29 protein-coding genes are annotated in these 21,093 nt (G+C 44.6%); 18 read left to right on the top strand and 11 right to left on the bottom strand.

Annotation, left to right across the window (positions count from 1 at the left end; genetic code table 11):
* Positions 1 to 190 precede the first annotated feature (190 nt).
* Entirely contained in the window at positions 191 to 1,438 is a 1,248-nt protein-coding gene (locus QT992_RS27015; protein ID WP_333322624.1) for an L-lactate MFS transporter, read from the top strand.
* A gap of 216 nt (positions 1,439 to 1,654) precedes the next feature.
* Here the strand turns inward: QT992_RS27015 and QT992_RS27010 are convergent, their stop codons facing one another.
* From QT992_RS27010 to QT992_RS26990, 5 genes are all read right to left on the bottom strand, one after another.
* Entirely contained in the window at positions 1,655 to 2,485 is an 831-nt protein-coding gene (locus QT992_RS27010; protein ID WP_333321495.1) for a YheC/YheD family protein, read from the bottom strand.
* Between the two features lie 187 nt (positions 2,486 to 2,672).
* Positions 2,673 to 3,104, bottom strand: a complete 432-nt coding sequence (locus tag QT992_RS27005) for a DUF4279 domain-containing protein (RefSeq protein ID WP_333321494.1) — start codon at positions 3,102 to 3,104, stop codon at positions 2,673 to 2,675.
* Between the two features lie 26 nt (positions 3,105 to 3,130).
* The gene (locus QT992_RS27000; protein ID WP_333103328.1) at positions 3,131 to 3,370 is read right to left on the bottom strand and encodes a polymorphic toxin type 33 domain-containing protein; all 240 of its coding nucleotides are present in this window, start codon (positions 3,368 to 3,370) and stop codon (positions 3,131 to 3,133) included.
* Between the two features lie 63 nt (positions 3,371 to 3,433).
* Complete coding sequence (locus QT992_RS26995) at positions 3,434 to 4,123, bottom strand: ImmA/IrrE family metallo-endopeptidase (protein ID WP_333342351.1); 690 nt, start codon at positions 4,121 to 4,123, stop codon at positions 3,434 to 3,436.
* 15 nt (positions 4,124 to 4,138) lie between these two features.
* Positions 4,139 to 4,462, bottom strand: coding sequence for a helix-turn-helix domain-containing protein (locus QT992_RS26990; protein ID WP_006634885.1), 324 nt, complete (start codon positions 4,460 to 4,462; stop codon positions 4,139 to 4,141).
* A gap of 254 nt (positions 4,463 to 4,716) precedes the next feature.
* Between QT992_RS26990 and QT992_RS26985 the strand changes: the two genes are divergently transcribed.
* The 8 genes from QT992_RS26985 to QT992_RS26950 all read left to right on the top strand — a co-directional run bounded on the left by QT992_RS26985 (position 4,717) and on the right by QT992_RS26950 (position 10,182).
* Positions 4,717 to 4,983 carry a hypothetical protein gene (locus tag QT992_RS26985; RefSeq protein WP_006634886.1) on the top strand — a complete coding sequence of 89 codons (267 nt, stop codon included), beginning with the start codon at positions 4,717 to 4,719 and terminating at the stop codon, positions 4,981 to 4,983.
* A gap of 95 nt (positions 4,984 to 5,078) precedes the next feature.
* Positions 5,079 to 5,780: a hypothetical protein gene (locus QT992_RS26980; protein ID WP_333321490.1), complete on the top strand. Its 702-nt coding sequence runs from the start codon at positions 5,079 to 5,081 to the stop codon at positions 5,778 to 5,780.
* Positions 5,781 to 5,839: 59 nt separating this feature from the next.
* Complete coding sequence (locus QT992_RS26975) at positions 5,840 to 6,208, top strand: hypothetical protein (protein ID WP_333342353.1); 369 nt, start codon at positions 5,840 to 5,842, stop codon at positions 6,206 to 6,208.
* A 56-nt stretch (positions 6,209 to 6,264) separates the two neighbouring features.
* The gene (locus QT992_RS26970) at positions 6,265 to 7,242 is read left to right on the top strand and encodes a hypothetical protein (protein ID WP_333342355.1); all 978 of its coding nucleotides are present in this window, start codon (positions 6,265 to 6,267) and stop codon (positions 7,240 to 7,242) included.
* A 76-nt stretch (positions 7,243 to 7,318) separates the two neighbouring features.
* Positions 7,319 to 8,398 (top strand): hypothetical protein, encoded by a 1,080-nt coding sequence (locus QT992_RS26965; RefSeq protein WP_333342357.1) that lies wholly within the window; start codon positions 7,319 to 7,321, stop codon positions 8,396 to 8,398.
* Between the two features lie 146 nt (positions 8,399 to 8,544).
* A complete protein-coding gene (locus QT992_RS26960) occupies positions 8,545 to 9,270 on the top strand; it encodes a DUF433 domain-containing protein (RefSeq protein WP_333342358.1) in 726 nt (241 codons plus the stop codon).
* Positions 9,271 to 9,308: 38 nt separating this feature from the next.
* Complete coding sequence (locus QT992_RS26955) at positions 9,309 to 9,704, top strand: PIN-like domain-containing protein (protein WP_333342363.1); 396 nt, start codon at positions 9,309 to 9,311, stop codon at positions 9,702 to 9,704.
* A gap of 196 nt (positions 9,705 to 9,900) precedes the next feature.
* Entirely contained in the window at positions 9,901 to 10,182 is a 282-nt protein-coding gene (locus QT992_RS26950) for a YiaA/YiaB family inner membrane protein (protein WP_172189332.1), read from the top strand.
* A 170-nt stretch (positions 10,183 to 10,352) separates the two neighbouring features.
* On the opposite strand, the gene QT992_RS26945 is transcribed toward QT992_RS26950, so the two are convergent.
* From QT992_RS26945 to QT992_RS26930, 4 genes are all read right to left on the bottom strand, one after another.
* The gene (locus QT992_RS26945; protein WP_333084753.1) at positions 10,353 to 10,823 is read right to left on the bottom strand and encodes a ferredoxin; all 471 of its coding nucleotides are present in this window, start codon (positions 10,821 to 10,823) and stop codon (positions 10,353 to 10,355) included.
* A 77-nt stretch (positions 10,824 to 10,900) separates the two neighbouring features.
* Positions 10,901 to 11,287, bottom strand: a complete 387-nt coding sequence (locus QT992_RS26940) for a DUF1257 domain-containing protein (RefSeq protein WP_242716193.1) — start codon at positions 11,285 to 11,287, stop codon at positions 10,901 to 10,903.
* 40 nt (positions 11,288 to 11,327) lie between these two features.
* Positions 11,328 to 11,537, bottom strand: a complete 210-nt coding sequence (locus QT992_RS26935; protein WP_015176940.1) for a DUF2997 domain-containing protein — start codon at positions 11,535 to 11,537, stop codon at positions 11,328 to 11,330.
* 405 nt (positions 11,538 to 11,942) lie between these two features.
* The gene (locus QT992_RS26930) at positions 11,943 to 12,815 is read right to left on the bottom strand and encodes an ABC transporter permease (RefSeq protein WP_333342360.1); all 873 of its coding nucleotides are present in this window, start codon (positions 12,813 to 12,815) and stop codon (positions 11,943 to 11,945) included.
* A gap of 225 nt (positions 12,816 to 13,040) precedes the next feature.
* Here QT992_RS26930 and QT992_RS26925 point away from each other — a divergent pair, with 225 nt between their 5' ends.
* Complete coding sequence (locus QT992_RS26925; protein WP_333321475.1) at positions 13,041 to 14,369, top strand: pitrilysin family protein; 1,329 nt, start codon at positions 13,041 to 13,043, stop codon at positions 14,367 to 14,369.
* A gap of 476 nt (positions 14,370 to 14,845) precedes the next feature.
* A complete protein-coding gene (locus QT992_RS26920) occupies positions 14,846 to 15,874 on the top strand; it encodes a C39 family peptidase (RefSeq protein ID WP_333321473.1) in 1,029 nt (342 codons plus the stop codon).
* Between the two features lie 448 nt (positions 15,875 to 16,322).
* Here QT992_RS26920 and nadC read toward each other — a convergent pair whose 3' ends face one another.
* Positions 16,323 to 17,207 (bottom strand): carboxylating nicotinate-nucleotide diphosphorylase, encoded by an 885-nt coding sequence (gene nadC, locus QT992_RS26915; RefSeq protein WP_333321471.1) that lies wholly within the window; start codon positions 17,205 to 17,207, stop codon positions 16,323 to 16,325.
* A gap of 192 nt (positions 17,208 to 17,399) precedes the next feature.
* On the opposite strand from nadC, the gene vapB reads away from it, so the two are divergent.
* The 7 genes from vapB to QT992_RS26880 all read left to right on the top strand — a co-directional run bounded on the left by vapB (position 17,400) and on the right by QT992_RS26880 (position 20,569).
* Positions 17,400 to 17,627, top strand: a complete 228-nt coding sequence (gene vapB, locus QT992_RS26910) for a type II toxin-antitoxin system VapB family antitoxin (protein ID WP_333321469.1) — start codon at positions 17,400 to 17,402, stop codon at positions 17,625 to 17,627.
* On the top strand, positions 17,624 to 17,911 hold the full coding sequence (locus QT992_RS26905; RefSeq protein WP_333321467.1) for a PIN domain-containing protein: 288 nt from the start codon (positions 17,624 to 17,626) through the stop codon (positions 17,909 to 17,911). The genes vapB and QT992_RS26905 overlap by 4 nt, the downstream gene beginning before the upstream one ends.
* Positions 17,912 to 18,030: 119 nt before the next feature.
* The gene (locus QT992_RS26900) at positions 18,031 to 18,669 is read left to right on the top strand and encodes a deoxynucleoside kinase (protein WP_333321464.1); all 639 of its coding nucleotides are present in this window, start codon (positions 18,031 to 18,033) and stop codon (positions 18,667 to 18,669) included.
* Positions 18,670 to 18,709: 40 nt separating this feature from the next.
* The gene (locus tag QT992_RS26895) at positions 18,710 to 19,540 is read left to right on the top strand and encodes a viperin family antiviral radical SAM protein (RefSeq protein ID WP_333321462.1); all 831 of its coding nucleotides are present in this window, start codon (positions 18,710 to 18,712) and stop codon (positions 19,538 to 19,540) included.
* 100 nt (positions 19,541 to 19,640) lie between these two features.
* Positions 19,641 to 19,811, top strand: a complete 171-nt coding sequence (locus QT992_RS26890) for a hypothetical protein (protein WP_333321460.1) — start codon at positions 19,641 to 19,643, stop codon at positions 19,809 to 19,811.
* An 87-nt stretch (positions 19,812 to 19,898) separates the two neighbouring features.
* Positions 19,899 to 20,159: a hypothetical protein gene (locus tag QT992_RS26885; protein ID WP_333321458.1), complete on the top strand. Its 261-nt coding sequence runs from the start codon at positions 19,899 to 19,901 to the stop codon at positions 20,157 to 20,159.
* Positions 20,156 to 20,569 (top strand): PIN domain-containing protein, encoded by a 414-nt coding sequence (locus tag QT992_RS26880; RefSeq protein WP_333321456.1) that lies wholly within the window; start codon positions 20,156 to 20,158, stop codon positions 20,567 to 20,569. The genes QT992_RS26885 and QT992_RS26880 overlap by 4 nt, the downstream gene beginning before the upstream one ends.
* A 35-nt stretch (positions 20,570 to 20,604) precedes the next feature.
* Here the strand turns inward: QT992_RS26880 and QT992_RS26875 are convergent, their stop codons facing one another.
* A complete protein-coding gene (locus tag QT992_RS26875; RefSeq protein ID WP_333321454.1) occupies positions 20,605 to 21,015 on the bottom strand; it encodes a transcriptional regulator in 411 nt (136 codons plus the stop codon).
* Between the last annotated feature and the right edge of the window lie 78 nt (positions 21,016 to 21,093).

Here is a 21,093-nt window from a genome sequence, read left to right as displayed (position 1 = left end):
CATCTTTTCAGCCATCGGGCTATCGTTGCGATCTCTCACAAAAATTTCCAAGTTGCGCGCGGATTTTAGTTAAGTTTAATATTTTTTTTACACAACTATTGCATCGGTAACAAACTTATAGTAAATTTACACTTTATCGGGGAATGCACAGCCATTACCTATTAATGCCTCCTCGATAAAAATTAAAAACATGAACGAAACAAAAGTTTTCGGAATGCCAGCAGAAAAAGGCCGCTGGTTGTTCGTTCCGCTGGGAATCACGGTCTTGCTTTGTCTGGGTACTGTTTATTCTTGGAGTATCTTTAGAAAGCCGCTAGAAAAGCAGCTCACTATCGGTGCAACGGATAGTTTATTGCCGTTTACCGTATTGTTAGTAGTTTTTGCCGTACTGATGCCAATTACCGGCTTTTTTATCGATCGATACGGTTCTCGCACCGTGACCGCAGTCGGCGGCGTCGTGACGGGAATCGGCTATATTTTATCGGCATTTGCACCTAATATTACTGTCCTGGTACTCACCTATGGAGTTATCGCCGGTGCCGGGGTGGGAATTGCTTACGGCGTACCGCTAGCAGTAGCAGCCAAGTGGTTTCCCGATAAAAAAGGATTGGCAGTTGGGCTAACAGTAATTGGGTTTGGTTTGTCGCCTTTAATTACCGCACCGATTGCCAAATATTTAATCGATACCTATCAAATAGCGCAAACATTTCTGATTTTAGGCATCGCTTTTACCGTCATTATTTTGGCAATTTCGACCGTTTTGAAAATGCCGCCAACTGGATGGACGCCTGCGGGATTTGCGGCCGCCCGATCGGGAACAGCGGTAAATAGCCAGAGCGCACCGATGATGAAATCTCCCGCATTTTACGGGCTGTGGGTGTGCTACACAATTGGCACGCTGGTGGGATTGGGCGCGATCGGAATTTCTTCTTCCGTGGCGCAGGAAATTATTAAATTAGACGCGGGAACGGCTGCGGCAACGGTTTCTCTGTTTGCCATATTTAACGGTATGGGGCGTCCGATGTTTGGTTGGATAACCGATCGATTTAAGCCAAAATATGCCGCAATCGCCAACTACATTCTCATCTTAATCGCATCGATTATGATGACTCAGGCGGGCGTTGGACAAGTCGCAACTTATATCATTGCGTTTTGTTTGTTCTGGCTGTCGTTAGGAGGATGGCTGGCGATCGCGCCCACGGCAACTTTAACTTTATTCGACCCCGCAGACTACGCGAAAAACTACGGCATTGTGTATACAGCCTACGGAGTTGGAGCGTTTTTCGGTACAATTGCTGCGGGGAAAATTCGCGATACTTTTGGCAGCTATACCAACGCTTTTTACATTACGGCAATTCTTGCGGTTGTTGGCATCATCACCGCCGTGTTTGCGCTGAAGGGATCGGTTAAAATTGCAGCCGAAGCCGATGTTTCTTAATCGGGACTGGCGCACCCCCGATCGCAGAAACCGGGTTTTTTAGGAAAATATGGGATTTGAGCCGTGAATATCGGTGAACAACCCGGTTTCTCGGCTTTTCCAATTTTCTAAGGAATGAGAATTAAATAACTTCCACAAGTTTGTGGGATGGGCGTCCCGCCCGTCCAAAAAGGACGGGCGGGACGCCCATCCCACAATAACAATTAAAATTGTAAGTTATTTAATTCGCGATCCTAAGATATCTTTAAACATCTTTACAGCAATTTGGCGATCGTTATCTCTGACAAAAATATCGTAATTGGGGCTTGAGTTAATTTCAATCAACCAATATGCTCCTTTTGTATCTAGCGCGATGTCAAGCCCCGCATAATTAATCGCAATTTCAGCAAAAACAGGTTTAACAAAATCTTCAATCTCAGAAATGAGAGTGGGGTTAATTATATGTTTAGCTTTTGCACCTTCCCAGTGCAGCGGGCTTAAATTCCCCGCAAATTTCGCCTGAGATTTGTCTTTCTCGTACAGCAAAACTAGCTTTTGTTTGCAGAATACAGCCCGATATTCGTGGGCAATTTCGATATATTCTTGAGCTAGCGCCACATAATCATAATCTTTGCTGTTGACGTTAAATATAATTTCTAGGGCTTCTTTAATTTGCTCTCTAGTTTCACACAAAAAAACATTGTTGCCACCAGCACCGCGATTTCTTTTGATAATCACCGGGAAAGCGAATTTTTTGTTCACTTCTAAAACTATTGATTCAATATCTGGGAAACTCAAATACTTTTTATACTTTTCCTCGCAGTGAGGCGAGACAAAACCGAGAGTTCTGGGAGTATTTATTTTGCCGTTTAATAGTTGATAAGTATATTCTTTGTCTTTAAAAATCTCTGCTACTGACGCGCTGTTAAATGGCGTCATGTAATTGACAAAATAATATTCTTCGCCGCCCTGTTTGAGTCTAATCAAGTTTTGAGAAGGATGCAGGATTTCATAAGATATCTTTAACTCTTGACAAGCTTCGAGAACGAGACTGATATTTGTCAGCATAATTTGAACAGTATAAATTTTTAGGACTTACGCGCCCTGACCTCAGAAACCCGGTTTCTTTGTCTATTTCTCCTGAGTAAATGCAAAACTCGTAGAAACCGGGTTTCTAGCCCCCATGCGTAAGCCCTGATTTTTTTCATTCACACTATACCACAGGAGGAAGCAATGAGCATAAATGGCGATCGCCTTACCTACTTACTGCTTTGTCCGATGTACTTTCTTCTGGCAAAACATAGAAATCAACATCGATTTCTGCATTCAGTTTAGCTGCCTGAGCGACAATATCTCGATCGAAATGTATGGCTGGTACACTGCCTCTTCGATAATAAATGACACAAGCAATCTCCGCAGCATAACACTTGCACAACTCAAGCAAAGGAACCCACCCGGGCTGAAGCTGTTCTAAAACCGAATTAATGTGTTCTTCTAAGTCAGCAGATTTTTCAATTTTAGAATACACGCTCCAACCATTTTCCTGATGCCGTCTAGTACCCCTAGGATTAATTAAGTCCCCTTTCCTCCAAGTTTCAGTTGGATTGATGCTTACCTTTACAGTCACTTCGTCTGGATCGCATTCCATTCCCGTCAACATAAAGTAAGAGTAAATTTCTGACTCCATCAGCCCGCTCCTCTTTGATTAATTAATTAAAAATCATTAATATTCAAATCCGTGAATTCACCGGCTCCAATACCACTCTTAGGTTTAACATAAATATTCCCTTCTGTGTCTTTGTAGAGGTCTCTTTTTGAAGCATTGCGTTTACCTTTGAGTAAATGAATGTTTTCACCCCCTCTCTGAAGCCTCTCGATTTCATCAATAGTCAGCAGCTTGTCTTGTCTCCAGTTTCGGTCTTCTTCACTATTCTCTAAATCTGTTTCCGTCATTCCTCACACCCCTAAAAAGTTGAGATTCGAGAATCTCTCTCAAATCTCAAATTCAATCAAATTCTATCCAAACAATCGCTGCTGCCCGTTTGCCGCATCTTTCCCGGCATAAATCTCGCGCGTTCCCTTGGGAATATAAATCCAATCGAATTCTTGCAAGCGGTTTGTTAAATTGGAAATGCTCACTCCCAACTCATCTCTCATTTTGTATAAATGCGACCACTTAGTTAAATCGCGTCCCTGTCTTTTTTCCTCCAAAATACACCGAGGCATCAACAAACAGCTTGCAAAATATTGCGCTTGCCATTCGATCGACAAAACCTTATTATCAGCACTCGCACCCCGACAAACAAACGGTTCCTCGACATCAGACGCCGTTTTCCCTTCATTGCCTAAGTTTAATTCCAACTGTTCCACAGTGCCGTCTGCTTCGTCTTGATTGACGTGTAGCACCCAGTGGCCGATTTCGTGGGCGATCGTCGATTCGATGAAACCGGCCGGTTTTTCGAGAATCTGTTCGTTGATTTCGATTAACCGCTGCTGCGGCAAAATCCTCGCCGCGATCGCACCTTCTTCATCCGGCTCAATGCACTCCCAAACTACGCCCAAATCCAGAAAATCAGCAACCGTTGTCGCATCAAAAGGCCATCTCGGAGCAAAATTTTGCGTTTTCTGCATCTGCATCAAGATGTCATTTGCCAAACGCTCGATCGATTCTTTGGGATAGAAGCAATACGGCTTAAAAATACTCACTATGAGGGGCCTCTCTTACGCTTCAAAAGACTGTTTGAGCCAATCTGGATTTTCTTGCATCCGGCGGAAAAGAGCCTGCATTTCCTTCGGATTCTGCTTCAGCAGCGCTTCGTACTGCTGCGGCAGCCTCCCCGCCAAGAAAATCAATTCCTCTTCGTTTATGTCTAGATTCCGCGCTAATGCTCGGATTACCTCCTCTTTTGGCGCATAATCCGCTCGATCGTTCTCCAACTTCGACAAATAAGTAAAATCCACACTTAGCATAGCAGCTAGCTCACGTTGTGAGTAAGCTTTGTCCTTGCGAGCTTGACGGATCAGTCTTCCAAATGTTTGTTCCACGGTTTTTTGCCTCCTGACAAGCATTCTAGCCTGTTTTGATGAAAAGTTCAACAAAATACTTGACGGGAAAATCAACCCGCGCTACCATGAGATTAGTTGACGCTTTAATCAACCAACTAACCCTGACTGGTAGGGTTAAGGGTGCAAATTAGCCTAGCTCACACGCTACATATAGCGTCGTCAACTTCAGAGGAGTGAGAAGCGCTGGGCGTCAAAACGCTTGTACGCAGCAAATAAGGAGGAGCAGATCGCAAATGCTGAGAACCTGGACAGACACGCATTACAAGCTCGAAGACGATGACTGGCTATACATCGCCACCCACGAAGAACAAAGCTCAGCCTCACTGGTTTGTCCCGGCTACGCGCGGGATGGCGAAGGCTTCAGCATCCACTTCACCCCAGCGCACTTAGAAACGTTAGAGCATTTGCTCGCCGCGCTGCGGATTATCAAAGCTCAACAAGAGGCGATGCTTGAGTATACCTATCCCGAACCAAAAGCGACAACACATCTGATTAGGTAATCGAAGTTCTGCCACGAGCAATGTACGAGATTTAACGGATTACCAATTACCAATTCCCCGTAAAGCAGCAATAAAGAAATAAGGAAAAACGAACAATGACTAAAACACAAGAAAGACCTACATTTTCAGTATTTGGTGCCAAACCGAGCAATGCTTTGCTAGTACCAGAAATCCCGATCGCAGTACGTAACAATTGCCAAAGTGGCCAGTGGGCGATCGGCGATACAGATTACGGTTCCAAGTGTTCCATGACAATCCTCAAATTCTCCAAATTCTTCGGTTCCCTCGGTCAAACTTCCCACACACTGTGGGGTCAACTGTGGTTTGTCGCAGAAACCGGCGAACTGCCGCAAGGAGTTGTCATGGTGACCTACATCAAAAACCGCAGCTTGAACGATTTTAACCGTTTGGTAGCATCAGTTCAATCTCGCGGCGTAGAACCTGCAACCGGAATTTTTATTCCCGAATTTGTCAAACATTCCGGTCAGAAACCAGACGACAGCGGAGTAGTAAAACCGATCAACTACTACAGCTTGAAATGGTCTTGGAACGAGCGGAAAGATTGGGCGGTTATCGACCAAGCCGCAGCAGTTTTGTCAGATTCTAGCAATCAATCGCGGATGATTGACTTAGAAGGAACAAAAGCAATGGTGTGTTTAGATAACCTGCCGGCACAGCAAGTTGCCTGCTTGATGGCTGCTCACGCTGGCGGTGAAAGCGATGCTATTGCTTTGAATTCCAACGGCGCTATGTCGCTACCGCCAGCGGAAGACAAATCAACTGCTGACTTGTTCTAATTCTGTTGTAAAGGCGCGATTAAATCGCGCCTTTGCCATAATTGTTACAACAGAGTGAAATGAAGAAATTAACCAAGCTGAAAACCAAACCAAATCTGCAAGAAAGTCGTTTGAGAGAGAATCTTGAGCTGCTAGACCAAATTCGGACAGATGCAGTTAACGACATCGAAAGTCTCACCCAAGACTTCCAGCACATGACTTTAGTAGCCGAATCAGTCCAGCGGAATTACCGAGCTTTGTTAGCCGAAAATCAATTGCTAAAAGGCGCACTTTTGAGTATAATTGATGAGTGCGGCTGCTGGGAAGGAAATCGGTGCGATCGCTGCTGGAAACTTCTCAAAATGCTAGCCAGCGATAATTCAGAAGAAAAACCCGACGCAGCCAGCAAGTACCGTTCCATTCTCAGCCAACTCCGCAACTTAGAATAACTGAGAAAGTCTCACTCACAAGTCTCGAAAAGTTATAATCAGGAGAAGCAAACATTATGACAATAGCAACTGCCAAGGATAGCAAAGCCCAAATTTTGCAAAACTTTCAGCAGATTTTAGCCGACAAGAAAAAGATCGAATCCAAAGTCGAAACCAAAGAACAGTCAGCCGAAAAAGCCAAAAACAAACAACTCCTCGAAGTCGCTTCCACCTACACAATCGACAGCATCGTCAAAGGCTTGGCTGACTTGCAATTAGATTTCGGCAGCACCATCAGCGGACTTTCCGAAAAACTGAAAGCGGAATCTTCCAAATTAGACGAATTAAAACGCGCGATCGAAATAGAAGCCCAACAATTGCAAGAGTTGCAGCAAATCAGAGTTGTAGCAGACGCCCTCCACATTTTAACTCAAGAGCACCGAGAAAAATTGACTCTGCTCGAACAAAACGCCGCCAACCAGCGCGAAATTCTCGAAAAAGACACGACCCAAAAACGCAAGCTTTGGGAAAAAGAACAGCAAGCTTTTGACATAGCAATTCAAGAAGAGATTGCACTAACAACAAAAGAACGCCAGCGGGAAACAGCAGACTATCACTACGAATTAGAACGCACCCGCAAAGTCGAAACTGACGAATACGAAGAAACAAAACGCAAACTAGAACGGGAATTGCAACAATCTACTCGCGAAAAAGAAAAAAATTGGGTAGAACGCGAACAAGTCCTGAGTGACAATCAAGCGGAGTTTGAAGAGAATCAAAGAAAAGCCGCCGGATTTGAGGAAGAACTCAAACAGGCTTATGTCAAAGCCAAAGAAGAAGCAATTCAAGAAGTTTCCCGCGAAGCTAAAGTCAAGGCAGATTTAGTGGAGAAAGAATGGGAAAGCACTAAGCAAGGATATGAATTGAAAACGCAATCTTTGCAGCAGACAATTGGGCGACAAACCGAACAAATTGCCGAAATTTCCGCGCAACTGCAAGCCACGATGAAGCAAGCGCAAGATTTGGCAATGAAAGCTTTTGCCAGCAAAGCTTAAAACGCAGTAGGGTGTGCAATGCCCACTTTACGAAAAAATGACAGAAATTTTCCACGCTATTAAGAAATGAAAAGTCATGAACAAAAGAGTTAGCGACAAAAGCACCAAGGCTGAAATTTTAGAAGCGTACAAGGAAGCAGCGCAAGAAAAAGCGCAGCTAGAATCGCAAATCCAACAGCTAAATGCTTCCCAAAAGCAAACAGCAGCCCCAGAAAAACCTATTGTGGAGGCACAAAAACCAATGGCTTTAACTCAAAATCCACAAAAAATGCAGTCTACAATCGACAATTTGATTTTGCTGCAATTTGGCTTTGGTGGCGCTGTCAGCGAGTTGTCTGAAAAGTTAACTTCGGAAGCTGCTAAACTCGAAGAATTGCGGCGCACCGTGGGCGATGAAATTCAACAACTGCAAGAGTTGCACAGTTTAGAAGATGTTGCAGAAGATACGCTGGACAATTTAATTCAACAGTACGAAGAAAGCGCGAAAACTTTTGCTGGCGAACTCAGCGAACAGCGCGAAACAGTTGAACAGGAATTGTTGGAACGCCGACAAGCTTGGGAAAAAGAGCAGGAACTGCAAAAGTTGGCCGTTAAAGAACGCAATGAGAATCATCAAAAAGCTCGCGATCGGGATGAAGAGTTGTATGATTATGATTTGAATCTTCAGCGAAATCTGGACATCGAAGAATACGAACAGCGCCAGAAAAGGCTGTATCAAGAAATCGAAGAGTTTCAGCAAGAACAGGAGAAACAGTGGGCGGAACGCGAAAAATCTATTTCGGAACGGGAAAAACTTTATGCTGAGGTGAAAGCTAAGGTAGAAGCTTTCCCGAAAGAACTGGAAGCTAATATCAAGAACGGGAAAGATAACGGCCGCAATATTGGCAATTATCAAGCGAAAGTTAAGGCTGATTTGTCTGCTAAAGACATCGAAGGGCAAAAGCAAAATTATGAACTGCAAATTCAAGGGATGTTGCAGACAATTCAAAATCAAGATGCGCGCCTTGCTAGCTTGTCGAAACAACTGGATTCTGCTTTGAAACAGGTTCAAGATTTGGCGGTGAAGGCGATTGAGGGAGCATCGAATTTGAGTTCTTTGCAAGCAGTGAGGGAAATTGCGATCGAACAAGCGAAGACTCAGCAGAAAAATAAGTAATCCGTAGCGTTTTTAGGAGCTAATTAGGTTGCTTTAGATACCCGATTTCTTGAAGAAGTCGGGTATCTGGGTATGGAAGGGAGAGATTTTTGCGATCGCCCGCGAACTGTGCAAAAATATAAGTATTTAGCATTAGGACAACTGCTATGCTTGATACTAACAACTTCGATCCGCGCGAGATTCCTATATATTCTATCCCTCAAGCAGCGCAATATCTCAGGCTGCCCAAGGATAGGTTGCGAGATTGGGTGGGTGGCTGGTTCTCGAAAACAAAAGCGGACAAGCGCTTCTTTGAGCCACTGATTAAGTTACCTCACCCCAACAATTTTGAACTGCTTCCCCAGTCCAAAACTACACTACTTTCTTTCACAAATTTGGTAGAGGCTCATGTCTTGATTGCCATTTTTAAGGCTACTGGATTCTCCCGAAAACAACTTAGCACTGAACTCGACTACATCAACGATCATCTTTCGACTCCTCAATTATACGGTGGAATTGAGTTTCAAACCGAGGGAATAGCTCTTTTATTTGAGAGATTCGGACAGAAGCTTGCAGCATCCGACAGGGAACAGGAAGCAAGACAGATTCTAAAAACTTATTTCGATCGCATTGTACGAGATAAAGCTGGATTACCTATCAAACTCTTCCCTTTTACCAAATTATCAGGTTCCGACGAACCTAAAACAGTGATGATTGACCCCAGAATATCATTTGGCCGTCCAGTTTTAGCTGGAACTGGCATTCCCACAGCTATGCTTGCGGAACGCTACAAAGCTGGGGATTCCATCGATGAACTTGCCGAAGACTACAATTGCGATCGGCTCCAAATAGAGGAAGGTATTCGCTGCGAACTTCCGCTAGTAGCAGTATGAATGAGATATTTTTCATAGAGAGATGTTGAGGAAAGAAACTGGCAGATCCACTACGAAATAAGGGGGCTACAGTAGAAATTCACGACGATCATTTTAAGCAAGATATCGAGGATAAGGATTGGCTGAGGATAGTTGGAGAGCGCAATTGGGTGGTATTAACAAAGGACAAGAAAATCGCTACCCGTCCTTTGGAGTTATTAGCCGTGGCTCAAGGCAATGTACGGCTTTTTGCATTTGTGGACGGCGATGTTCCTGGAGTGGTAGTGGCACAAGCTTTTGTAAATGCCTTAGAAAATATGCAACGATTTATTCTGGGGAATCAAGCACCTTTCATCGCTAAGGTACACCAGTCGGGTTTGGTAAAGTCCTGCAAGAACCGAAAAGAACTTTTGAAAATGCTCCCTAAAACCACATCCCAAATCAATCTCCCTTAGTCCAGTTTCCCAACTGTCTACTCCCACCCAGTCTTCCTTGAGCCTTAAACCCTATCTACAGCGTTCTAATTTTTAGTCAAAAGCCCGATCGCACTGTTCACTTATCGAAACTGTCCCCTGCTCTCCTGACCGCTTCAGTCGCACTCTCTATGCTTTAAGTTAATCCACCAAAAGATATATTTGACTTAGAGGCACTATGCAGAAACAAATCATACGCCAAAAAGATACTAATGCTTGGATACTTCAGTGCTGGGTTTCTTTTATTGTTGCCCTTTCCGCAACTACTGTAGGTATCATTTATTTACAGGTAGATCCCTGGCAAAAAGCTTTTATGGGCATGGGTTTAACTTTTTCAGTCGGCTCGTCTTTTACTTTAGCAAAAACCATTCGCGATAACAACGAGGCAACAACATTAACTGCCAGAATCGACGAAGCTAGAGTTGAGAAAATTCTCGCTGAGCACCATCCTCTCAAATAACCTGCGGCGCATCACTCGGCGGTTGAAACCGCTTCTTGTCAAACAAAGTCCGCCTTCGCGGACTAAGAGATCGAAAACGTGAAAGTTATATTTTGTATAAAAACAGCCCGCGCGGGCTGTTTTTGTTGTTTGAGCCACAGGTTTCAAGCTGCGGATGGCAATTGTGGATTTCAATGGCTACCTTTGAACTTACGATCGCCCAACTTATTCTTTTGTCGCTGGCGAATACCGGCCTTAACTGTCGCCATATCCACCGGAAAACCAACGACAGGAATCACCTGATCCTTGCGTTCTTCTTCCAGATTCTTGAGTTCGGTGTAATCAACCCAGTGAATGCAATTCACCGGACAAGTGTCGATCGCCTCAGCAATCAACTCTTCAGAATCCCCGTCTTGTCGAACTACGCGCGATCGACCGTAATCCGGTTCAATGTAAAAAGTATTGCGAGCAACGTGAGCGCAGTGCTTGCAGCCAATGCAGGTAATCTCATCAACATAGACACCTTTTTGGCGCAACACCCCGCCCAACTCCGGTTCCAAACCAGAGCGATCGGGCGCATCCCGCAAAAATCCCCCCAACTCCGGCTCTAAACCAGAGCGATCGATTGCTGTATCTATTCCGAGTCCAGAAAGCTCAGACATTTAGACCCCCACAATAGTAAATAAGTCCGCGCAGGCGGACTTTGATGAGACAAGATTGCAAAAATCTCGAAAAATTATTAAGCGCACCAGCGTTGCACCACCAAGCGGAGCGAACCGTCTTGATTTTGCTTTTGCTCAGAAATTTGGAAACCCTGCTTAGCGCTTTCATTCACCACAGTATGGTAAGCGTAGCGCTGAGTCACCTTATTCAGAAAACGGTCTACAGACCAAGCTTGCTGCCAAAACTGCAAGTCAGCCACCAATTCATACTCAGTCCCGTTCCAGCTAAAACCTACGTCGTAGCCGTTTTTTTGCTCAATCACGACCTCAGCGGTGCTGGTTAGGCCGCGATAGCCGCGCACCTCAGTTGGGCCCGACTTCCAGTCGATACCCAAGTCAGTTAAAGCAGCTTCCAAAGAATTCAAATTGCGGATCTGGGTTTTAATTTGGCTAAAGTGTGACATGGTGATTCCAAAAAAATTTAAGTGAACTCAACAAAAAAAATTACCAATCGCTAAAAGCCACTTGGGCTGTCGCTTCGGCTGACTGATGCAGCGCTTGCGTGAAATATTCAGATGTTGACTCTTGGTGAAGCACCACGCCGAGCTGAGCTTCAATTGCAGCCGTTACCTCAGCACAGGAAGCACCGACAATGCCGGTGACTGTTTCCTGTACGCGGCCATCTGGATAGATCACAAACTCTAGTGTTTCCATAATGCGGGCTGACTGAATAGGAATATTGAGAACAGACACCGACACCAGCAAGCCAGGGACGATGCCTCCTGAAGTAGCTTCTTGAGAGTTGGCTGACTGACAAAGCGCTATATCAATTTTGACTAATTGATAGGTTTTGAGTCACAACTTAACAGAAGTTATTAATAGGTAGAAGCAATACATCAGTTGTATGTAAAGTTTCGCGTAGATCGTGACAGCAGTCAAGTCGATCAATTTTAGATTTTAGATTTTAGATTTTAGATTTTAGAGGGAGGAGGAAGTTCGGCTGCGGTCGCAGTGTGCCGGATGCAAGGGATGTAACGGATGGATGTTGAGGTTCGAGGGTAGAAGGAGGATTTTTTCCACTCGGACACTCTCCCCCTCTCCTCATCTCCCACTTCCCCTCTAATTCCCTCTGGGGTCTAAAACGTCTCGCAGGCCATCCCCCAAAAGATTGAAACCCAGAACAGTCAAGGTAATCAGCAAACCTGGAAACAAAATAGTCCAAGGAGACGAAAGAGCGTATCCGCCCTTAAAAGCATCAGAAAGCATCGTCCCCAACTCAGGAACCGGCGGCTGTGCGCCCAAACCCAAAAAACCCAAACCGGCAGCTTCTAGTGTCGCCGTACCAGTCGAAAGAGTTGCTTGTACAACTAGAGGCGCGAGACTTCCCGGCAAAATGTGGCGAAAAATAATCCGCAAGTCGCTGGCGCCCAAGGCTTTGACAGCCAAAACAAATTCTTGTTCCCGCAGAGACAGCACCATACTGCGAGTTAAGCGGATGTAAATCGGAATTTGCACGAGGCTGACGGCGATAATTACGCTTTGCAGGCTCGGCCCGGTGACGGTAACAACGCCGATCGCCAGTAAAATCGAAGGAAAAGCTAACAAAATATCCGCCAAAGTGCCGATCGCAATTTCCAGAAACCCCCGAAAATACCCGGCCACCAGCCCCAAAAGCGCTCCCACAATTAAACCCGCACCCACAGAAACCAGGCTGACGAGTAAAGATATCCCCAATCCGTGCCACACCCGCACCAACAAATCTCGCCCCAAACTGTCGGTACCAAACCAATGTTTAGCGCTAGGAGCCACTAAGCGCGACAAATAATCTCGATCGACCGCCGAATCGTAAGGGGAAAGTAGGGGGGCCAACAGTGCCGAGATCGTCAGCGCTACAGTCAAAATTAAGCCGATTTTCCCCGAAGTCGATCGCCAAAATCGTTGAAAAGCTGCTTGTGGAAATACTAAGTTGTTATTCAATCTTCGATTTTCCATCTTTTGCTGTTACAAAAAAAACTGAGGACTTGGGCAACTATTAGGATAAATTAACGATCGCGATCGCAGAAATACGTTAACAGGACTTGCTCCAGGGAGACCAAAAACTCGGTGCGTGCATTACCGTCCATATCCCATTGCATTTTTCGGCCAAAATGTCCAATGCCTGAGCTCTTCCTTAAAGACCCTTTAAGATATAAAGAACAAGATAAATTTAAAAGCACAATGACATCCACCCTACTCAAAACCTCAGCCCGATCGCCCCTCAACGCCCCAACAATCCGCCATTTCCCCAACGGCCTCACCGTTATAGCCGAACACTTGCCGGTCGATGCTGTTAACCTCAGCGTGTGGCTCAATTTAGGCTCAGCCGTCGAACCAGACGACATTAACGGGATGGCTCACTTTTTAGAACACATGATTTTTAAGGGAACTCCGAGCATTCCCAGTGGCGAATTTGAGCGCGCGATCGAGCAGCGCGGCGCTGTCACCAATGCAGCCACCAGCCAAGATTACACTAACTATTACATCACCACAGCTCCTAAAGATTTTGCCGAACTAGCTCCTCTGCAAGTCGATGTGTTGCTCAACGCCAGCATTCCCGACGACGCCTTCGATCGCGAAAGGCTGGTAGTCTTAGAAGAAATTAGACGATCGGAAGACAATCCCCGCCGCCGCACCTATCAGCGATCGATGGAATTAGCGTTTGAAGTCCTGCCCTACAAGCGACCGGTACTCGGCCCGACTGCGGTAATCGAACAGTTGACAGCGCAACAAATGCGGGATTTCCACAGCAGCAGATATCACCCAGGGGCCATGACAGCCGTAGCTGTCGGCAATTTGCCAGTCGATCAACTAATAGAAATTGTCGCAGACAGTTTTGCAGCAAAAAGTACAGCACAAAACAACAAAATAAATGTGCCTGCTGTTGGCAACTTTCACCCTGAGCCCCAAATCCTGAACTACGGCCAAGAATCGCCCTTTACAGAAACAGTCCGCCGCGAATTTGTAGACTCTGCCCTTCAGCAAGCCCGACTGATCGTGATGTGGCGAGTGCCAGGTTTCATGGAAATGTCCGAAACTTATGCCCTGGACGTTTTGGCGACAATATTGGGTCACGGCCGCACAACTCGCTTGGTGCAGGATTTGCGCGAAGAAAAAGGGCTAGTGTCGTCAATTTCGGTCAGCAACATGACTCAGCGACTCGGCGGCGTATTCTCAATTTCCGCTCAACTAGCAACAGAAAACTTGGCAGCAGTGGAAGCAGCCATCGTCCAACACATCCGCACTCTCCAAACCGAACTGGTGACAGATGCTGAAATTTCCCGCATTCGCACCCAAGTAGCAAATCGGTTTATCTTTGGTAACGAAACTCCGAGCGATCGAGCAAGTTTGTACGGTTACTATCAGTCGATGGTAGGAGATATCGCTCCCGCCCTCAACTATGCCGCCTGCATCCAAGCTCAGACTGCCGAGGATCTCCGAGAAGCGGCCGTCAAATATCTGTCTCCCGACGCAATGGGTGTTGTGGTAATTCGGCCAGACGAAGCATAAATCGGACGATCGCCTCAACAGGGCAATTCTGCCATCGCTCTGCTTTTGAGGCATCCAACCGCATTCGGCATTCGGCAGAAAGAATGCCAACGCGCACGAGGGATTTTTAGTCAATAGTGCGTGAAATTCGATCGGCCCGCGCCTTGAAGGTTTTGTATCAAATAATTAATATGAAGCCTTTAAGGTTCGGGCGATCGGTAAAATTACCGTAATTTTATGAGACGATAAACTGGGAATTATTGACGAGCCAGCAATTTAGTCGAGGGAAACCGGATTGATCGTAATTCTAAAATCTAAAATCTAAAATTTAAAATCGATTGATCGGCAAAATTACCGTAATTTTATGAGACGATAAACTGGGAATTATTGACGAGCAAGCAATTTAGTCTAGGAAACCAGATTGATCGGCGATCGTAATTCTAAAATCTAAAATCTAAAATCTAAAATCTAAAATCGATTGACAGGGGCACGCAAGCATGAAATTACAAAACTTTCTCAACTCAAACATTAGGTACGATGTCAAAGCAATCGCTGCTAACGACGAACTCAGTGCCCAAATTCAAAGCCGCCTCATTGACCTGGGTTTACTGAAGCCTCCCGTAGACGGGGAATTTGGCCCTCTCTCTACTGCTGCACTCCACCGATTTCAAACTCTGATGAAGTGCGGCGAAGCTGGTTTTTTGGGAGCAGTCACAGCCAAAAAGCTAATCGAAACCAAACCAGGGGACATTATCACACCTCCCCTGATCCTGAAAACGCTTAGAGACACGATTTTGAAATCGAAACCGCTGGCATCTTCTCAACTTCAAGACTCGGAAAAACAAGTAATACCAGCCGGAAAAGAGTTTGAGATCCTGGCTTTTGCTCCGGCTCGCGGTCACATCAGAGTTGCTCTCCGCAACGAGTCTTTCAAAGGTTCAGGGGTTTGGTATGTTTTCGGAGGGCACGCTCAAATTACTCAAGACGGCGTTCTGTTTTTTCCCAAACCGAATCCCCCAACTGTCAGGCTTGGCATTCCTTATCGATCGCAAATGGATAACTTCAACAATCCTACAGGTTCTTGCAATGTAACTTCATTAGCGATGTGTATGGACTTTTTGAAGGTGCCGCGGCGCAAACAAACCGGGCAATATGAAGACGAACTTTACGAATATGCGATCGCCAAAGGTTACAGTCGCTGGGACCCCTACGATTTAGCAAAGATTGTTAGAGATTACGGCGCTCAAGATTTCTTTACCGAGAATGCAACTATTGATGACGTTCAAGATTGGCTAGCCAGCGGAAATCCCGCTGTCATCCACGGATACTTCACGTCTTTCGGTCACATTATAGTTGCCGCAGGCTACGACAGCGAGGGATTCTTCGTCCACGATCCCTATGGCGAGTGGTTCCGAACTGGCTACGATACAAGTGTCAGCGGTGCTTACTTGCACTATACTTACCGCTTAATCCGCAGCCTCTGTATACCTGACGGGAATTTTTGGGTTCATTTTATCTCGAAGTAGTAATTTTTTAGTAGTTAGTGGTTATTGGTTATTGGTTATTCGTAATAACTAACCAATAGTTGACAGTTGACTCTCACCAAGGTCGGACACGGCCTGGGAGCATCTCAGTTTTGTAAAAAGCATTTTTTTTATTGTAGTGCGAGCGTCCCCGCTCGCGTATTGTACAATACGCGAGCGGGGACGCTCGCACTGTAAATGCAAAACTGAGATGCTCCCCACGGCATTGCCCATTGGTATCAACTTCAGCCGAAATATCGATCGGGCCCCAAATACCGCCAGGGGTTTAAACCCCTGGCTCATAGCGAAAGTCCTCTAAAAGAGGACTGAATAATTCATTAGACTTCTCTCGAAATTAGATTTTAGCTTAGGCTTGACTTGGGTTTCAAGTTCTTTTTTGGAGATGTCTATTAGTCCTCTGAAGCGAGGACTTCAGCTTTGAGGCAGGGGTTTAAACCCCTGCCGGACTGCGGGTATTACTATTAATTTTCATACTCAAATCCAGCCAAGTCGATCGCGTAATCGGAGCACTGGTAGAAATATAGTCAACTCCGGTTTCGGCTACACTTCTAATTGTTTCTAAAGTAACATTGCCGGAAGCTTCAATTTTTACCCGATCGCTCTTTTGGCGAATTATTGCAACTGCCTGCTGCATCAAATCACAGGACATATTATCTAACATGATAATATCGGCTTTGTGCTGCAAAGCTGTTTCTACTTCGGCGAGAGTTTCGGTTTCGACTTCGATCGTCAGCGGATAGGGGATAGAATTGCGAATTAGGGCGATCGCCTCTGCAATTCCTCCAGCCGCCGCAATGTGATTGTCTTTAATCATCACGGCGTCATCTAATCCCATCCGGTGATTACAAGCACCGCCGACTTGAGTTGCGTATTTTTCCAACAATCTCAATCCGGGCGTTGTCTTGCGAGTATCCACTAATTGCACGGGCAAATCGGCAATTTTGTCAACATATTTCTGAGTTAAAGTAGCGATGCCGCTCAAACGCATTGCCAAGTTTAATGCCACTCTTTCTCCGGTTAGCAGCGCATCGAAATTGCCGGAAATTTCGGCAATTACTTCTCCTTTCTCGCACAATTTCCCTTCCGGTACTTGGGGGATGAAACTGAGGCTGCTCTCTAAAAGTTTAAATGTGCGATCGGCAATTGGCAATCCGGCAATGACTCCAGCTTCTTTGACTATCCATTTAGCAGTACCCTGGATGCTGTTTGCGGGAAATAAGGCCGATGTTGTGCGATCGCCCCTACCGATATCTTCTAGTAGCCAGTTGTGCAATAGGGAGTCTAAAACTATCCAAGGCGGTAATATTGCTGTCATGTTTTTGTTGGTTGTTATATCAAGATGATATCTACTAGGAAGAATAGTCGATCGGGTAATTTTCGGCAAGTTGCAAGATAGTGATGGTGTGAGTGCGATTTTGGGTGATCGGGCTAGATGATGGGCTATTCTGTTGCTGACATTGGGTTTTGGTGCTTTAATAGAGTAGATGGGCGATCGCGAGAAGAAACCATGATACAGCCAGTCATTTTAGAAAAATTAGCAAAACTCCCTGAGTCTCTTCAGACAGAAGTGCTTCATTATATTGAGTTTTTGATCGAAAAGCAGGCTAAAAACTTAAGTCAAGAAAAGCTGACAAAGAAGCGTCGAATTGCCGGAACAATGAAAGGAATGTTTGTTTTACCGCTACCTGATGACTTTGATAAGCCGCTTGAGGATATGAAGGAATACATGGAATGAATAGATTACTATTGGAGACTCATGCTTTGATCTGGTTTGTATCCCATGATCCAAATCTGCCAGTGTCAACTAGAGACAAGATTGAATCTGCAGACGATGTTTTCTTGAGCATTGCAAGTCTTTGGGAGATGGCAATTAAACTCAATATTGGAAAACTCCCCTTACAGGGCAATTTTGAAGAGATTGAACCTCAACTTATTGCTGCGGGTATAACGATTCTTCCTGTTACATTTAGTGCAATATTCAGTAGAAGTACGGATTTACATATTCTCGGAAAAGGATGATAGTTATGGAAGGTTAATCGGACAGCCGAGGGCAGTCTGAGGCTAAACTGTCACCAGAATAGTGGTGCTAATGCAGTGAAATTTCACATCTTATTTCACATCTTACAGTATCTAACGTTATGAAGCAGTTTCCTTTTGTGGTATTTGAAGGATTAGATGGCGCTGGTAAAACTACTCTGGCAGAGCTGTTTGCCAAGCGTCACAGTTTTTCTTATTACACTAGCATACCGCCTGAGTTAATTTCTATAAGAAAGCAAATAGCTGCCACTCATTCCCCAATTAGCACATTTCATTTTTATAGTCTGTGCAACATTATGCGTAACCATGAGTACGCATTACAGTTGAATGATTCAGGAGTTGTGGCTGACAGATATATATTTTCTACTTTCGCTTATCACAGTTTACTGATGCAGCAGGATTTATCCTATCATTTTCGCCTTTTGCAATCAGAACAAAAATTTTTATTACCTGATGTTGTTGTTTATGTGACAGCATCTCAACCCGTAATTAACCAGCGCATTGCCAATCGAAGCCAGGAAGTACCTATCCAATGGTATGGGGATAAAGTTTCTCTTGAATACAACGTTTCTGAATCATACAAGCGCATATTTGCCCTAGTTGATATTCCTATTTTGCAGATTGATACGACAAATTCCGACCCTGAGCAGGCTTATTCTATTTTGTGTCATGAACTAGACAGAATTAGCAAAACTACACCCGTTCTGGGGTCTATTGAGTTTTCGGCATCGACTAACTAACTATAAGTTTTCCCTTACTTAAGCAATATAAATTATTACTATGCGACCAATATCTGTAAATTTTCATCTGTGGAAACCATGCAATTACCATTGCAGATTTTGCTTTGCCACCTTTCGTGATGTTCAAGGATATTTAACTTTCAGCGATGCCACACGTCTTCTTTTATTATTGCGCGAGGCCGGGACGGAAAAAATTAACTTTGCTGGAGGAGAACCGACACTACACCCATACCTTGGTGAACTTTTATCCGAGTCGCGTCGTTTGGGATTTGTAACAAGTATTGTTAGCAATGGTGCGCGAATAGCTGAATTATTAGAAAAGCACAGTGGTAATATTGATTGGGTCGCTTTGTCGGTAGATTCTGCTTCAGAAGTAATTCAAAAAAAATTAGGGCGGGGTAATGGAGATCATGTACAGCGTTCTATAGCTTTGTTTGATGAGCTACACAGATACACTATCCATGTCAAACTCAATACAGTAGTTACTCGCCTTAACTTCCAAGAAGATATGTCAGAGTTTGTACGGCGGGTGCGCCCAGAGCGGTGGAAAGTCTTTCAAGTGCTGCCAGTAGACGGTCAAAATGATGGTAGTGTTGAAGAACTGCTAATTTCGACACAGCAGTTTCAAGAATTTGTGGAACGACACCAAGCCTTGTTAGGGGAGAACTTCCGACCTGTTGTAGAGACAAACGACTTGATGAGAGATTCCTATGTAATGATCAATCCACAAGGGCAGTTTTACAACACTACAACGGGGCGTCATTTGTACAGTTCATCAATTTTGGAAGTGGGTGTAGATGCTGCCCTAGCCCAAGTAGGTTGGAATGTGGATAATTTTTTGGCTCGTGGTGGTATCTACGCTTGGGAGTAGTCAAAGTAAATAGGCAGAAAGCAATCAAGTCAATTCAATTACGAGTCTTATTGGTAGCCGTCGCCCCTGTTACAATATAGTTAGTGAATCAGGTTTCGTAATGAAGTACCCACTACATACAATTTCCCAACCAGTCTCAGGTAGCGAAGTTCAAAAACTTGCTCATGCCCTTAAGACTGGTGGTTATGTTGCAAATGAAGCTGCTTTAGCTTTAGCTAAACGGATTGCCGCTCGTCGCCATCGTCGGACAACTGCCAATGCCGCCCAGTAGCAAGTTTGCAGGAGTTAATTTTTTTAATTTGCCTATCAAACATTTGACCTCCAATTAAAATAAAGACGACTGAAAGAGGCAACTATTATGACTATTCGTGAGATCGCGATCGCCAAATTGCAGCAACTTCCAGAATCATTCTTGCCAGAAGTCAGCGAGTTCATCGACTTTGTGATGCACAAGCACCAATATAGAATAGCTGATGCCAAAATCCCAGACGATATTGCTAAAGCTTGGGCACAATGGTTCGAGGAGGTCGATCGCTTGGAAGTAACGACTAATGAGCCTGAGAGCGAATATCAGCAACTCCTACTCAACAAGTATCGGCAACAAGGTTTAGAGCTATGATCCTATGCGATGCAGGAGTTTTACTTTGTCTGGTCGATCGTACCCAGCCTCAGCACGTGGCTTACCAAAATGCGGTTATGCCCTTAGCAAAGCCTCTCCTTACAACCTGGTCATGTCTGACAGAAGCCATGTATCTTGCTCTTCATCGAGGCGGATGGATGATGCAAAAACATTTGGGTCAACTTCTTTTAGATAAAATGCTGACAATTTACGAGATTCAGGAAGGTGACTACAGCCGTTTATTGGAACTGATGGAACAGTATCGTGATCGACCAATGGATTTAGCTGATGCCACCCTAGTTTTGACTGCTGAAAAAACAGGGTATCGTCAAATTCTTACTCTCGATTCTGACTTCTTATTTTATCGTATTGGCAATCGCGATAACTTTGACATCATTCAAGTTCGCTAACAACCTTATTATCATGCAAACCAAAACGATCGCGATTAAAGAAACAAACTAATATCCACGTGGAAAAAATCGGCTAACTTCGTGGCTTCATCTATTTCGATCGCCCTTCCACTAACAAAAACTTTCTCAACCTCAGTTTCCGTTCCCAAAACAGGAATCAAATCAGATTTGTCCAAATCTCTCGCATCCATTAAATGTTGCAACATTGAAGCAGCATTTCCTGCAGTAATCGGATAATTTTCAGATTCAAATTTTTCAATCAGCGTTATCAAAAGCTCCAGAAATAGCTCTTCCTCCAGCGATCGCATAGGGCGGTGTTCCAGTTCGCAAGCGAGAGCGATCGCGGCCTCGTTTTCTGCTTCATTTGCGATCGGTTTTGGTTGATACTGAACAAGTAAATCTGTATAAGATTTTGCATCAAAAGTACGGATCATTTTTACACTCATCCTTAGGATCGCGAATTAAATAACTTACAATTTTAATTGTTATTGTGGGATGGGCGTCCCGCCCGTCCAAAAAGGACG

Source organism: Microcoleus sp. T3_D1, assembly GCF_036700405.1.
Lineage (GTDB): Bacteria > Cyanobacteriota > Cyanobacteriia > Cyanobacteriales > Microcoleaceae > Microcoleus.
The sequence above is the reverse complement of the archived record's forward strand: the minus strand, read 5'-3'. Positions and strand labels throughout refer to the sequence as shown.

What these genes read in the sequence shown, in the direction of transcription:
- QT992_RS26985 (WP_006634886.1), top strand. Translation starts at nt 4,717, where the DNA reads ATGCTGAGAACCTGGACAGACACGCATTACAAGCTCGAAGACGATGAC.
- QT992_RS27005 (WP_333321494.1), bottom strand. Translation starts at nt 3,104, where the DNA reads ATGGAGTCAGAAATTTACTCTTACTTTATGTTGACGGGAATGGAATGC.
- nadC (WP_333321471.1), bottom strand. Translation starts at nt 17,207, where the DNA reads ATGACAGCAATATTACCGCCTTGGATAGTTTTAGACTCCCTATTGCAC.
- QT992_RS26885 (WP_333321458.1), top strand. Translation starts at nt 19,899, where the DNA reads ATGACTATTCGTGAGATCGCGATCGCCAAATTGCAGCAACTTCCAGAA.
- QT992_RS26975 (WP_333342353.1), top strand. Translation starts at nt 5,840, where the DNA reads ATGAAGAAATTAACCAAGCTGAAAACCAAACCAAATCTGCAAGAAAGT.
- QT992_RS26945 (WP_333084753.1), bottom strand. Translation starts at nt 10,823, where the DNA reads ATGTCTGAGCTTTCTGGACTCGGAATAGATACAGCAATCGATCGCTCT.
- QT992_RS27000 (WP_333103328.1), bottom strand. Translation starts at nt 3,370, where the DNA reads ATGACGGAAACAGATTTAGAGAATAGTGAAGAAGACCGAAACTGGAGA.
- QT992_RS26895 (WP_333321462.1), top strand. Translation starts at nt 18,710, where the DNA reads ATGCGACCAATATCTGTAAATTTTCATCTGTGGAAACCATGCAATTAC.
- QT992_RS26900 (WP_333321464.1), top strand. Translation starts at nt 18,031, where the DNA reads ATGAAGCAGTTTCCTTTTGTGGTATTTGAAGGATTAGATGGCGCTGGT.
- QT992_RS26980 (WP_333321490.1), top strand. Translation starts at nt 5,079, where the DNA reads ATGACTAAAACACAAGAAAGACCTACATTTTCAGTATTTGGTGCCAAA.
- QT992_RS26970 (WP_333342355.1), top strand. Translation starts at nt 6,265, where the DNA reads ATGACAATAGCAACTGCCAAGGATAGCAAAGCCCAAATTTTGCAAAAC.
- QT992_RS26890 (WP_333321460.1), top strand. Translation starts at nt 19,641, where the DNA reads ATGAAGTACCCACTACATACAATTTCCCAACCAGTCTCAGGTAGCGAA.
- QT992_RS26920 (WP_333321473.1), top strand. Translation starts at nt 14,846, where the DNA reads ATGAAATTACAAAACTTTCTCAACTCAAACATTAGGTACGATGTCAAA.
- QT992_RS26875 (WP_333321454.1), bottom strand. Translation starts at nt 21,015, where the DNA reads ATGAGTGTAAAAATGATCCGTACTTTTGATGCAAAATCTTATACAGAT.
- QT992_RS26940 (WP_242716193.1), bottom strand. Translation starts at nt 11,287, where the DNA reads ATGTCACACTTTAGCCAAATTAAAACCCAGATCCGCAATTTGAATTCT.
- QT992_RS26950 (WP_172189332.1), top strand. Translation starts at nt 9,901, where the DNA reads ATGCAGAAACAAATCATACGCCAAAAAGATACTAATGCTTGGATACTT.
- QT992_RS26930 (WP_333342360.1), bottom strand. Translation starts at nt 12,815, where the DNA reads ATGGAAAATCGAAGATTGAATAACAACTTAGTATTTCCACAAGCAGCT.
- QT992_RS26880 (WP_333321456.1), top strand. Translation starts at nt 20,156, where the DNA reads ATGATCCTATGCGATGCAGGAGTTTTACTTTGTCTGGTCGATCGTACC.
- QT992_RS27015 (WP_333322624.1), top strand. Translation starts at nt 191, where the DNA reads ATGAACGAAACAAAAGTTTTCGGAATGCCAGCAGAAAAAGGCCGCTGG.
- QT992_RS27010 (WP_333321495.1), bottom strand. Translation starts at nt 2,485, where the DNA reads ATGCTGACAAATATCAGTCTCGTTCTCGAAGCTTGTCAAGAGTTAAAG.
- QT992_RS26905 (WP_333321467.1), top strand. Translation starts at nt 17,624, where the DNA reads ATGAATAGATTACTATTGGAGACTCATGCTTTGATCTGGTTTGTATCC.
- QT992_RS26935 (WP_015176940.1), bottom strand. Translation starts at nt 11,537, where the DNA reads ATGGAAACACTAGAGTTTGTGATCTATCCAGATGGCCGCGTACAGGAA.
- QT992_RS26925 (WP_333321475.1), top strand. Translation starts at nt 13,041, where the DNA reads ATGACATCCACCCTACTCAAAACCTCAGCCCGATCGCCCCTCAACGCC.
- QT992_RS26960 (WP_333342358.1), top strand. Translation starts at nt 8,545, where the DNA reads ATGCTTGATACTAACAACTTCGATCCGCGCGAGATTCCTATATATTCT.
- QT992_RS26965 (WP_333342357.1), top strand. Translation starts at nt 7,319, where the DNA reads ATGAACAAAAGAGTTAGCGACAAAAGCACCAAGGCTGAAATTTTAGAA.
- vapB (WP_333321469.1), top strand. Translation starts at nt 17,400, where the DNA reads ATGATACAGCCAGTCATTTTAGAAAAATTAGCAAAACTCCCTGAGTCT.